Genomic DNA, 12,669 nt, shown 5'->3' with positions numbered 1-12,669 from the left:
GCTCCTTAGTTGCTCTTCAGCTGCCAAGCGGGTTGCACCCGCGAGGCACGGTAGGTCGGATACAGGCCGGCCAGCATGGTGGCGACCACCGCCACCAGCAGGGTCAGCAGCAGCAGCGAGACGTCCAGCCGCGCCAGCGCGGCGATATCCTTCGGCATCACCCAGCCCACGCTGGCCACGCCCGCGCAGGTGAGCAGCAGGCCCAGCACGCCGCCGGCCACGCCGACGATGCCGGCTTCGGTGAGGAACTGCGCGTAGATCGCCATGCGCGGCGCGCCCAGTGCGCGCCGCACACCGATCTCGGCGCTGCGGCGCAGGAACTTCGCCAGCAGCAGGCCGATGGTGTTGACCAGGCACACCAGCAGCAGGCCGAGCGCCACCAGCAGCGAGACCTTGGTGTCGCTGGGCACCACGTGCTGGTTGTCCAGCCAGGCCGGCAGGTTGCGCAGGCGGTTGTTCGGCGCCCAGCCGAAGCGCCCGTTCTGCTGCTGCTCGCGTGCGTAACCCTGCAGGTAGTTGCGGTAGGTCGACACCGCCGAGGCGTCGTCCAGCTCGGCCATGTAGGCAATCCACACGCACTCGGAGTGCTGCAGGCCGACGAAGCCGGATTCCTTGGGCACCGCGTTGCAATTGGTGTTGCCGTCGTTCTGCATGTTCGCCTGGATGGCGGTCAGGAACGGCAGGAACACGTCGTCGGACTGGCTGTTGAAGCCGCCCGAGTTGACCACGTCGTAGAAGCGCGGCTGCGGGTTCCAGTCCTTCAGCACGCCGACCACGCGGTAGTCGTGGCTTTCGATGTTGACGCTCTTGCCCACGCTGTTGGCGCCGCCGAACAGCTTCTGGTTGAGCTTGCTGCTGATCACCACCACCTGCGCCCGGTTGGTGTCATCGCTGGCGCCCCAGCCGCTGCCGTACTGGAACGGCACGTCCAGCATCGGGAAGAACTCGCCGTACACCGCATGGCCGCTGACGTTGATCGGATGCTTGGTGGCCTCCGCCGGCACGACCGAGGGCGAGATCTGGTACATCGCCGACTGCAGCTTGGCGCGGTGGTCGCGCATCAGCGCCGTCGCGTCGGCGTAGTCCATCGCGTTCGGCGGCTCACCCTGGGAAAGGGGGTTGTTGCTCGGCCCCCAGTTGTCGATCTGCGGCACGAACAGCTGCGCGGATTTCCACGGGATCGGGTCGCCCGACACGGCACGGAACACCGACCACGAGGTCATCGAGGCGGCCACGCCGAAGCCGATCGCCAGCACCATCAAGGCGGTGAGGCCGGGACTGCGTTTCAGGCTGCGCAATGCGAGGTCGAGGTAGTAGGCGAACATTTCGTTCTCTCCGGTGATGGGTCTCCTCCCCCTGCTTGCCCCAAAGGGACTTCCTTCGGTCGCAGGGGGAAGTCGGGAGGGGGTGCGTCCCCGAGGTCGAAAGCACCCCACCCCAGCCCTCCCCTGCACACAGGGGAGGAGGTAAATGCGTCACACGCTGCGCGTCGCCTCCACCGGCGACACGCGCGAAGCGCGCAGCGCCGGCGCCAGTACCGCGCCTTGTCCCAGCAGCAACAGCACGATCACGCCGACGCCTACATAGGCCAGCGACATGTGATCCAGCGCGAAGCGGGTCACCGTCCACAGGTTGAAGGCGTACGCCAGCACCACGCCCAGCGCCACGCCCGCCGCGCTGATCAGGAAGTTCTCGGTGAGGAAGTAGGCGAGGATGTCGCGCTGCCGCGCGCCCAGCGCCCGGCGCACGCCGATCTGCTTGCGGCGCTGGCCCACCCAGAAGCTGGTGAGGCCCACGATGCCGGCGGCCGTGATCGCCAGCAGCACGGCGCAGATGATGCCCATCAAGATCGCCATGCCGCGGTCGCTGTCGAAGACCTTGTGGCGGATCGTGGCGTAGTCCTGGAGGCCATCCTTGGCATCGATGATGCGCAGGCGGCTCTGCGCGTACAGCGCCTTGGGCGCCTCGCGCATCGCGGCAGCGAGCTGGCCCGGCTTCGCCCGCACGATGTAGTAGAGGCCGCGCGAGTCGGCCGACCGTATCGGCCAAATCAGCGATTGCCCGGTAAAGGCCTTGTTCCACTGGCTCACGCCCTGCCGGTGCAAGGTATCGACGACGCCGATGATGGTGCTGGGCGTGGCACCCATCGCGTAGAAGCTCTTGCCCAGCGCGTTGCCATCGGGAAACAGCCGGTCGGCCAGCGCCTGGCTCACGATCACCGTTGAGGGCGTGATCGCCTGCTGGGTGCCCATCACCATCACTTCGTCGGGGCGGAAGTTGCGCCCCGCGACCAGCTTCAGCCCCAGCGTGTCGATGAAGTGCTCGTCACCCAGGTACACCGCGCTGTCGGTGACCGGCTGGGTCTGCTCGGGCGTCAGCGTGACGAAGTTGTCCCAGCCGCCGCCCTGCAGGGGATAGCCGTTGGCCGGCGTGGCATCGCGCACGGCCGGCAGCTGCCGCAGCGCGAGCAGATCGGCCTGCACCTGCGCATCGACCTGTGCCGTCGGCCATTCGGCCGCCCACTGGTTCCGGATGACGAAGACGCTGGATTCGTCCACGCCACTGGCCTCGCCCAGATTGGCCAGCCGCGCGTGGATGATGAACAAGGCGTTGCACACGATCGCCAGGGTCAAGGCGATCTGCAGCGTGATCAGCACGGTGCCGGCCTTGTGACGGCGCAGCGCGGTGAGGACGGGCTTGATCTGGATAGTCATGGTGCTCTCCTCAGCTCGACTTCAACTGCCACGCCGGCTGCACGTGCGCCGCCCGCCATGCCGGATAGAACGCCGCCAGCACGGTGGCGACGATGGCCACGAGCAGGGTGAGCCCCACCAGCGAGACATCGAGCTGCGCCAGCTGCGCGATCTGCGGCGGAAACAGCACGCCCACGCCGGACACGCCCAGCGCGGTGAGCAGCAGGCCCAGCACGCCGCCGACCAGGCCCACCGTCGCCGCCTCGATCAGGTATTGCGTGTAGATCTCCCTGCGCGTGGCGCCCAGTGCGCGGCGCACGCCGATCTCGCCCGCGCGGCGCATGAATTTCGCCAGCAGCAGGCCGATGGTGTTGACCAGGCAGATCACAAAGAAGCCCAGCGCCACGGCCAGTGAAATGCGGCTCTCGGGCGGCACCACGTGCTCGTGGTCCAGCCACTGCGCCACGTCGCGCAGGCGCACGTTGGGCGCCCAGCCGAAGCGGCCGGCGTGTTGCTGGTCAGCGGCGTAGTGGGTGAGGAAACTGCGATAGCTCGCGACTTCGGCCGGGGTGTCCAGCTCCACCCATGGCGTGATCCATACACAATTGCTTTGTGTGTAATCTTCCCAGTTGGTGAACTTGAGCTGCCCGCGGCAGCTGTTGCGGCCGCTGGGATACATCTTCAGGTCCATGGCCCGGGTGAACGGCATGTAGATATCCGGTTCATCGGCAAAACCGTCGGTGCTGAACAGGTCGTAGAACCGCGGGCGCGGGTTCCAGTGGTTGGTGACGCCGACCACGCGGTAATCGTGGCCGCCAAGATTGATCGTGCGCCCCACGCTGTTCGCGCCGGCGAACACCTTCTGGTTGAGCTCGCTGCTGATGACCACGTCGGCGGCGCGTGCCTCGTCGTCCTGCAGGCCCCAACCGCTGCCATAGCGGAACGGCACCTCGAACATGGCGAAGAAGTCGCTGCCCACGGCATAGCCGCTGACGGAGATGGGCAGTTCGCGGTTGCCGCCCGGCATCACAGACATCAGCACCTGGTACAGCATCGTCTTGCGCTTTGCCTCATGTGCCCGCAGCAGCGCCATCGCATCGATGTAGCTCACCGCTTCCGCCGGTTCGCCCTTGAGGTTCTGCTGCGGCCCCCAACCGTCGATCTGCGGAATGAACAGCTGCGCCGACTTGTCCGGTATCGGATTGCCCGACACCGCGCGGAACACCGAGTACGTGATCATCGACGCGGCCACGCCGAAACCGATCGCCATCACCATCAGGAGGGTGAGGGCGGGGTTGCGGCGCAGGCTGCGCAGGCCGAGCTGGAAGTAATAGGCGAACATCACGTTCCTCTGTCGATTTACCCCTCCCCCTGCTTGCAGGGGGAGGCCGGGTGGGGGTGCCTTTCGTCAGGATCAAATGCACCCCACCCCAACCCTCCCCTGCACGCAGGGGAGGGAGCGAAACTCATTGCAGCAACCCGTTGACCGCTTCCAGGTCGCGCATGTCGATCGTCCCGGCCGCCTGCTTGAGCAGCAGCTTGTTGAGCACGAACTGGTGGCGCACCACGGTGTATTCGCTCTGCATGTTCGCGAGGTACTGGATCGCGAACACCACGTTGGTCAGCGACTGCGTGCCGATGGTGTAGCCCGCGCGCATCGAGGCCACGGTCTTCTGCGCGGCTTCCACCGAATCGCGCGCGCTGTCCACCTGCTCGATGCCGTCCACCACCAGGTTGAAGTAGTTGGCGGCGTCGCGCGCGGCCTGGCGACGCTGGGTTTCCAGCACGCCCTGGTCGGCATCGCGCTGGTACAACGCCTGCTTCACCTGCGCATGCGTGAGGCCGCCGCTGAACAGCGGGATGGTGAGCGTGAGGCCTACCGTGGTGGTGGCCGGCCCGTAGGCGCCCGTGCCCGGCATGGCGTTCGACCACTGGCCGAACTTGTTGTAACCCACGCCCGCGGTGAGCGTGGGCAGGTGCCCGGCGCGCGCCGCCGCCACCTTGTGCTCGTCGCTGCTCACGGCGTAACGCGCGGCGAGCACGGTGGGGTTGGTCTTCAGCGCCGCGTCCACCCAGGCCTGCTCGTTGTCCGGCTGCGGCGCCTGCATGGGCAGGTCGTCGCGCAGCTTCTTCAACTCGCCCACCGGCTTGCCGGTGATCTGCTGCAACGCACGGCGCGCATCCTTGAGGGCATCTTCGGCGCTGATCCGCTGCGCCTTGATGTACAGGTAGAGCGCCTTCGACTGGCTGACGTCCGCGGCCATCGACAAACCGTTCTTGAAGCGCGAGGACGTCTGGTCGTACTCCTGCTTGTAGGCGTCCTCGTAGGCGCGATCGATGTCCAGCATGTCCCGCGACACCAGCACGTTGAAGTACGCATTGGCCACGCGCACGTACAGGTTCTGCAACGCGGCCTGGTAGACCTGCTCCTGCGCGTCGCGGGCGGCGTGCGCCGCGCGCAGGTTGGCGATCGCGGACAGGTCGATGATCGGCTGGCTGAGGTTGCCGGTGAGGCTGCGGTCGCGCACGTGGCCACCGCCGCCGGTCTGCACGATGTTGCCGTTGCCGGACGTGGTCTGGGTGCTGCCGCCGCTGTGGATCTGGTCCATCTCCAGTCCCGCTGACAACTGCGGCAGCAACGCGGCGCGGGCCACCGGGACGCCTTCGGCCACCAGCAGCCGTTGCGCATCGGCGGTGGCCAGCACCGGGTCGTTGGCGACGGCCTGACGGTAGGCATCCATCAGGTCCTCGCCGTGCCCCGGGAACGGGGCGACGGCGAGCAGGAGCAGCACGGGCAGCAGCTTCACACGCATGGACTGGACTCGCAGTGGGCGGGCATGGGGGCGACGGATGCGGAAGGCATCAGGCCGGGCTGGCGTTGCCGCGTGCCGCGGTCACGCTGTTGTGGAAACGCGGGTCCTCTGCGAGATCCACCACCTGGCCATCGATGATGTGCACGTTGCGCTGCGCGCGCGCGGCCAGCTCGGGGTCGTGCGTCACCATCACGATGGTGGCGCCTTCGCGATGGATCTCCTCCAGCAGCTCCAGCACGCCGCGGGCCATCTGCGTGTCCAGGTTGCCGGTGGGTTCGTCGGCGAGCAGCAGGCGGGGCGAACCGGCCAGCGCACGGGCGATCGCCACGCGCTGCTGCTGGCCGCCGGAGAGTTCGGCCGGGTAGTGCTTGAAGCGCGAGGCCAGGCCCACGCGCTCCAGCGCGTCCATGATGCGCTGCTTGCGCTCCGGCGCCTTCATGCCGCGGTAGCGCAGCGGCACTTCCACGTTGTCGTACACGTTGAGGTCGGGGATCAGGTTGAACGCCTGGAAGATGAAGCCGATCTTCTCGTTGCGGATCTTCGAGCGCGCGTTGTCGTTGAGGTTGCTCACCTCGATGCCGTCGAGGTGGTACTCGCCGCCGGTGAAGGTTTCCAGCAGGCCGGCGATGGTGAGGAAGGTGGTCTTGCCCGAACCGGACGGACCGGTGACGGCGACGAACTCGCCCTCCTTCACGTCGATGTTGAAGTCGCGCAGCGCGTAGGTCTCCACCACTTCGGTGCGGTAGACCTTGGACAGGTGGGTCATCTTGAGCATGGTTCACGTTCCTCGGTGGTGGTGGATGGTTCTGCTTTCTTCCCCTGCCCCTGCGCGCAGGGGGAGGGGAAGAAAGCAGAACCATCCACCACCACCGAGGAACGTGAACCATGCTCAAGATGACCCACCTGTCCAAGGTCTACCGCACCGAAGTGGTGGAGACCTACGCGCTGCGCGACTTCAACATCGACGTGAAGGAGGGCGAGTTCGTCGCCGTCACCGGTCCGTCCGGTTCGGGCAAGACCACCTTCCTCACCATCGCCGGCCTGCTGGAAACCTTCACCGGCGGCGAGTACCACCTCGACGGCATCGAGGTGAGCAACCTCAACGACAACGCGCGCTCGAAGATCCGCAACGAGAAGATCGGCTTCATCTTCCAGGCGTTCAACCTGATCCCCGACCTCAACGTGTACGACAACGTGGAAGTGCCGCTGCGCTACCGCGGCATGAAGGCGCCGGAGCGCAAGCAGCGCATCATGGACGCGCTGGAGCGCGTGGGCCTGGCCTCGCGCTTCAAGCACTACCCGGCCGAACTCTCCGGCGGCCAGCAGCAGCGCGTGGCGATCGCCCGTGCGCTGGCCGGTTCGCCCCGCCTGCTGCTCGCCGACGAACCCACCGGCAACCTGGACACGCAGATGGCCCGCGGCGTGCTGGAGCTGCTGGAGGAGATCCATCGCGAAGGCGCCACCATCGTGATGGTGACGCACGACCCCGAGCTGGCCGCGCGCGCGCAGCGCAACGTGCACATCATCGATGGCCAGGTGGTGGATCTCGCAGAGGACCCGCGTTTCCACAACAGCGTGACCGCGGCACGCGGCAACGCCAGCCCGGCCTGATGCCTTCCGCATCCGTCGCCCCCATGCCCGCCCACTGCGAGTCCAGTCCATGCGTGTGAAGCTGCTGCCCGTGCTGCTCCTGCTCGCCGTCGCCCCGTTCCCGGGGCACGGCGAGGACCTGATGGATGCCTACCGTCAGGCCGTCGCCAACGACCCGGTGCTGGCCACCGCCGATGCGCAACGGCTGCTGGTGGCCGAAGGCGTCCCGGTGGCCCGCGCCGCGTTGCTGCCGCAGTTGTCAGCGGGACTGGAGATGGACCAGATCCACAGCGGCGGCAGCACCCAGACCACGTCCGGCAACGGCAACATCGTGCAGACCGGCGGCGGTGGCCACGTGCGCGACCGCAGCCTCACCGGCAACCTCAGCCAGCCGATCATCGACCTGTCCGCGATCGCCAACCTGCGCGCGGCGCACGCCGCCCGCGACGCGCAGGAGCAGGTCTACCAGGCCGCGTTGCAGAACCTGTACGTGCGCGTGGCCAATGCGTACTTCAACGTGCTGGTGTCGCGGGACATGCTGGACATCGATCGCGCCTACGAGGACGCCTACAAGCAGGAGTACGACCAGACGTCCTCGCGCTTCAAGAACGGTTTGTCGATGGCCGCGGACGTCAGCCAGTCGAAGGCGCTCTACCTGTACATCAAGGCGCAGCGGATCAGCGCCGAAGATGCCCTCAAGGATGCGCGCCGTGCGTTGCAGCAGATCACCGGCAAGCCGGTGGGCGAGTTGAAGAAGCTGCGCGACGACCTGCCCATGCAGGCGCCGCAGCCGGACAACGAGCAGGCCTGGGTGGACGCGGCGCTGAAGACCAACCCCACCGTGCTCGCCGCGCGTTACGCCGTGAGCAGCGACGAGCACAAGGTGGCGGCGGCGCGCGCCGGGCACCTGCCCACGCTCACCGCGGGCGTGGGTTACAACAAGTTCGGCCAGTGGTCGAACGCCATGCCGGGCACGGGCGCCTACGGGCCGGCCACCACCACGGTAGGCCTCACGCTCACCATCCCGCTGTTCAGCGGCGGCCTCACGCATGCGCAGGTGAAGCAGGCGTTGTACCAGCGCGATGCCGACCAGGGCGTGCTGGAAACCCAGCGTCGCCAGGCCGCGCGCGACGCCGCCAACTACTTCAACCTGGTGGTGGACGGCATCGAGCAGGTGGACAGCGCGCGCGATTCGGTGGAAGCCGCGCAGAAGACCGTGGCCTCGATGCGCGCGGGCTACACCATCGGCACGCAGTCGCTGACCAACGTGGTGTTCGCGATCCAGTACCTCGCGAACATGCAGAGCGAATACACCGTGGTGCGCCACCAGTTCGTGCTCAACAAGCTGCTGCTCAAGCAGGCGGCCGGGACGATCGACATGCGCGACCTGGAAGCGGTCAACGGGTTGCTGCAATGAGTTTCGCTCCCTCCCCTGCGTGCAGGGGAGGGTTGGGGTGGGGTGCATTTGATCCTGACGAAAGGCACCCCCACCCGGCCTCCCCCTGCAAGCAGGGGGAGGGGTAAATCGACAGAGGAACGTGATGTTCGCCTATTACTTCCAGCTCGGCCTGCGCAGCCTGCGCCGCAACCCCGCCCTCACCCTCCTGATGGTGATGGCGATCGGTTTCGGCGTGGCCGCGTCGATGATCACGTACTCGGTGTTCCGCGCGGTGTCGGGCAATCCGATACCGGACAAGTCGGCGCAGCTGTTCATTCCGCAGATCGACGGTTGGGGGCCGCAGCAGAACCTCAAGGGCGAACCGGCGGAAGCGGTGAGCTACATCGATGCGATGGCGCTGCTGCGGGCACATGAGGCAAAGCGCAAGACGATGCTGTACCAGGTGCTGATGTCTGTGATGCCGGGCGGCAACCGCGAACTGCCCATCTCCGTCAGCGGCTATGCCGTGGGCAGCGACTTCTTCGCCATGTTCGAGGTGCCGTTCCGCTATGGCAGCGGTTGGGGCCTGCAGGACGACGAGGCACGCGCCGCCGACGTGGTCATCAGCAGCGAGCTCAACCAGAAGGTGTTCGCCGGCGCGAACAGCGTGGGGCGCACGATCAATCTTGGCGGCCACGATTACCGCGTGGTCGGCGTCACCAACCACTGGAACCCGCGCCCGCGGTTCTACGACCTGTTCAGCACCGACGGTTTTGCCGATGAACCGGATATCTACATGCCGTTCACCCGGGCCATGGACCTGAAGATGTATCCCAGCGGCCGCAACAGCTGCCGCGGGCAGCTCAAGTTCACCAACTGGGAAGATTACACACAAAGCAATTGTGTATGGATCACGCCATGGGTGGAGCTGGACACCCCGGCCGAAGTCGCGAGCTATCGCAGTTTCCTCACCCACTACGCCGCTGACCAGCAACACGCCGGCCGCTTCGGCTGGGCGCCCAACGTGCGCCTGCGCGACGTGGCGCAGTGGCTGGACCACGAGCACGTGGTGCCGCCCGAGAGCCGCATTTCACTGGCCGTGGCGCTGGGCTTCTTTGTGATCTGCCTGGTCAACACCATCGGCCTGCTGCTGGCGAAATTCATGCGCCGCGCGGGCGAGATCGGCGTGCGCCGCGCACTGGGCGCCACGCGCAGGGAGATCTACACGCAATACCTGATCGAGGCGGCGACGGTGGGCCTGGTCGGCGGCGTGCTGGGCCTGCTGCTCACCGCGCTGGGCGTGTCCGGCGTGGGCGTGCTGTTTCCGCCGCAGATCGCGCAGCTGGCGCAGCTCGATGTCTCGCTGGTGGGGCTCACCCTGCTCGTGGCCATCGTCGCCACCGTGCTGGCGGCGTTCTATCCGGCATGGCGGGCGGCGCACGTGCAGCCGGCGTGGCAGTTGAAGTCGAGCTGAGGAGAGCACCATGACTATCCAGATCAAGCCCGTCCTCACCGCGCTGCGCCGTCACAAGGCCGGCACCGTGCTGATCACGCTGCAGATCGCCTTGACCCTGGCGATCGTGTGCAACGCCTTGTTCATCATCCACGCGCGGCTGGCCAATCTGGGCGAGGCCAGTGGCGTGGACGAATCCAGCGTCTTCGTCATCCGGAACCAGTGGGCGGCCGAATGGCCGACGGCACAGGTCGATGCGCAGGTGCAGGCCGATCTGCTCGCGCTGCGGCAGCTGCCGGCCGTGCGCGATGCCACGCCGGCCAACGGCTATCCCCTGCAGGGCGGCGGCTGGGACAACTTCGTCACGCTGACGCCCGAGCAGACCCAGCCGGTCACCGACAGCGCGGTGTACCTGGGTGACGAGCACTTCATCGACACGCTGGGGCTGAAGCTGGTCGCGGGGCGCAACTTCCGCCCCGACGAAGTGATGGTGATGGGCACCCAGCAGGCGATCACGCCCTCAACGGTGATCGTGAGCCAGGCGCTGGCCGACCGGCTGTTTCCCGATGGCAACGCGCTGGGCAAGAGCTTCTACGCGATGGGTGCCACGCCCAGCACCATCATCGGCGTCGTCGATACCTTGCACCGGCAGGGCGTGAGCCAGTGGAACAAGGCCTTTACCGGGCAATCGCTGATTTGGCCGATACGGTCGGCCGACTCGCGCGGCCTCTACTACATCGTGCGGGCGAAGCCGGGCCAGCTCGCTGCCGCGATGCGCGAGGCGCCCAAGGCGCTGTACGCGCAGAGCCGCCTGCGCATCATCGATGCCAAGGATGGCCTCCAGGACTACGCCACGATCCGCCACAAGGTCTTCGACAGCGACCGCGGCATGGCGATCTTGATGGGCATCATCTGCGCCGTGCTGCTGGCGATCACGGCCGCCGGCATCGTGGGCCTCACCAGCTTCTGGGTGGGCCAGCGCCGCAAGCAGATCGGCGTGCGCCGGGCGCTGGGCGCGCGGCAGCGCGACATCCTCGCCTACTTCCTCACCGAGAACTTCCTGATCAGCGCGGCGGGCGTGGCGCTGGGCGTGGTGCTGGCGTACGCCTTCAACCTGTGGACGGTGACCCGCTTCGCGCTGGATCACATGTCGCTGGCCTATGTAGGCGTCGGCGTGATCGTGCTGTTGCTGCTGGGACAAGGCGCGGTACTGGCGCCGGCGCTGCGCGCTTCGCGCGTGTCGCCGGTGGAGGCGACGCGCAGCGTGTGACGCATTTACCTCCTCCCCTGTGTGCAGGGGAGGGCTGGGGTGGGGTGCTTTCGACCTCGGGGACGCACCCCCTCCCGACTTCCCCCTGCGACCGAAGGAAGTCCCTTTGGGGCAAGCAGGGGGAGGAGACCCATCACCGGAGAGAACGAAATGTTCGCCTACTACCTCGACCTCGCATTGCGCAGCCTGAAACGCAGTCCCGGCCTCACCGCCTTGATGGTGCTGGCGATCGGCTTCGGCGTGGCCGCCTCGATGACCTCGTGGTCGGTGTTCCGTGCCGTGTCGGGCGACCCGATCCCGTGGAAATCCGCGCAGCTGTTCGTGCCGCAGATCGACAACTGGGGGCCGAGCAACAACCCCCTTTCCCAGGGTGAGCCGCCGAACGCGATGGACTACGCCGACGCGACGGCGCTGATGCGCGACCACCGCGCCAAGCTGCAGTCGGCGATGTACCAGATCTCGCCCTCGGTCGTGCCGGCGGAGGCCACCAAGCATCCGATCAACGTCAGCGGCCATGCGGTGTACGGCGAGTTCTTCCCGATGCTGGACGTGCCGTTCCAGTACGGCAGCGGCTGGGGCGCCAGCGATGACACCAACCGGGCGCAGGTGGTGGTGATCAGCAGCAAGCTCAACCAGAAGCTGTTCGGCGGCGCCAACAGCGTGGGCAAGAGCGTCAACATCGAAAGCCACGACTACCGCGTGGTCGGCGTGCTGAAGGACTGGAACCCGCAGCCGCGCTTCTACGACGTGGTCAACTCGGGCGGCTTCAACAGCCAGTCCGACGACGTGTTCCTGCCGTTCCTGACCGCCATCCAGGCGAACATGCAGAACGACGGCAACACCAATTGCAACGCGGTGCCCAAGGAATCCGGCTTCGTCGGCCTGCAGCACTCCGAGTGCGTGTGGATTGCCTACATGGCCGAGCTGGACGACGCCTCGGCGGTGTCGACCTACCGCAACTACCTGCAGGGTTACGCACGCGAGCAGCAGCAGAACGGGCGCTTCGGCTGGGCGCCGAACAACCGCCTGCGCAACCTGCCGGCCTGGCTGGACAACCAGCACGTGGTGCCCAGCGACACCAAGGTCTCGCTGCTGGTGGCGCTCGGCCTGCTGCTGGTGTGCCTGGTCAACACCATCGGCCTGCTGCTGGCGAAGTTCCTGCGCCGCAGCGCCGAGATCGGTGTGCGGCGCGCACTGGGCGCGCCGCGCATGGCGATCTACGCGCAGTTCCTCACCGAAGCCGGCATCGTCGGCGTGGCCGGCGGCGTGCTGGGCCTGCTGCTCACCTGCGCGGGCGTGGCCAGCGTGGGCTGGGTGATGCCGAAGGATATCGCCGCGCTGGCGCGGCTGGACGTCTCGCTGCTGCTGCTGACCCTGCTGGTGGCGGTGGTCGCCACCATGCTGGCCGGCCTGTATCCGACCTACCGTGCCTCGCGGGTGCAACCCGCTTGGCAGCTGAAGAGCAACTAAGG

General features: G+C 67.1%; 10 protein-coding genes. 5 read left to right on the top strand and 5 right to left on the bottom strand.

The window, feature by feature from the left end; genetic code table 11:
- Positions 1-5 precede the first annotated feature (5 nt).
- The 5 genes from B0E52_RS17150 to B0E52_RS17130 form a co-directional block, all read right to left on the bottom strand.
- The gene (locus B0E52_RS17150; RefSeq protein ID WP_077485831.1) at positions 6-1,325 is read right to left on the bottom strand and encodes an ABC transporter permease; all 1,320 of its coding nucleotides are present in this window, start codon (positions 1,323-1,325) and stop codon (positions 6-8) included.
- A 150-nt stretch (positions 1,326-1,475) separates the two neighbouring features.
- Positions 1,476-2,714, bottom strand: a complete 1,239-nt coding sequence (locus B0E52_RS17145; RefSeq protein ID WP_077485833.1) for an FtsX-like permease family protein — start codon at positions 2,712-2,714, stop codon at positions 1,476-1,478.
- Between the two features lie 10 nt (positions 2,715-2,724).
- Positions 2,725-4,035: an ABC transporter permease gene (locus B0E52_RS17140; RefSeq protein ID WP_077485835.1), complete on the bottom strand. Its 1,311-nt coding sequence runs from the start codon at positions 4,033-4,035 to the stop codon at positions 2,725-2,727.
- Between the two features lie 124 nt (positions 4,036-4,159).
- Positions 4,160-5,506 (bottom strand): TolC family outer membrane protein, encoded by a 1,347-nt coding sequence (locus B0E52_RS17135; RefSeq protein ID WP_077485837.1) that lies wholly within the window; start codon positions 5,504-5,506, stop codon positions 4,160-4,162.
- A gap of 49 nt (positions 5,507-5,555) precedes the next feature.
- Positions 5,556-6,281, bottom strand: coding sequence for an ABC transporter ATP-binding protein (locus B0E52_RS17130; protein WP_077485839.1), 726 nt, complete (start codon positions 6,279-6,281; stop codon positions 5,556-5,558).
- A gap of 110 nt (positions 6,282-6,391) precedes the next feature.
- Here B0E52_RS17130 and B0E52_RS17125 point away from each other — a divergent pair, with 110 nt between their 5' ends.
- The 5 genes from B0E52_RS17125 to B0E52_RS17105 all read left to right on the top strand — a co-directional run bounded on the left by B0E52_RS17125 (position 6,392) and on the right by B0E52_RS17105 (position 12,667).
- Positions 6,392-7,117 carry an ABC transporter ATP-binding protein gene (locus B0E52_RS17125; protein ID WP_077485839.1) on the top strand — a complete coding sequence of 242 codons (726 nt, stop codon included), beginning with the start codon at positions 6,392-6,394 and terminating at the stop codon, positions 7,115-7,117.
- Between the two features lie 49 nt (positions 7,118-7,166).
- Entirely contained in the window at positions 7,167-8,513 is a 1,347-nt protein-coding gene (locus tag B0E52_RS17120; RefSeq protein WP_077485837.1) for a TolC family outer membrane protein, read from the top strand.
- Positions 8,514-8,637: 124 nt separating this feature from the next.
- Positions 8,638-9,948: an ABC transporter permease gene (locus B0E52_RS17115; protein WP_077485835.1), complete on the top strand. Its 1,311-nt coding sequence runs from the start codon at positions 8,638-8,640 to the stop codon at positions 9,946-9,948.
- Positions 9,949-9,958: 10 nt separating this feature from the next.
- On the top strand, positions 9,959-11,197 hold the full coding sequence (locus B0E52_RS17110; RefSeq protein ID WP_077485833.1) for an FtsX-like permease family protein: 1,239 nt from the start codon (positions 9,959-9,961) through the stop codon (positions 11,195-11,197).
- 150 nt (positions 11,198-11,347) lie between these two features.
- Positions 11,348-12,667: an ABC transporter permease gene (locus tag B0E52_RS17105; protein WP_077485831.1), complete on the top strand. Its 1,320-nt coding sequence runs from the start codon at positions 11,348-11,350 to the stop codon at positions 12,665-12,667.
- Positions 12,668-12,669: the final 2 nt, after the last annotated feature.

It is taken from the genome of Rhodanobacter sp. C06 (assembly GCF_002001105.1).
Taxonomy (GTDB): domain Bacteria; phylum Pseudomonadota; class Gammaproteobacteria; order Xanthomonadales; family Rhodanobacteraceae; genus Rhodanobacter_A.
This window is presented reverse-complemented; position numbering and strand designations above follow the sequence as displayed.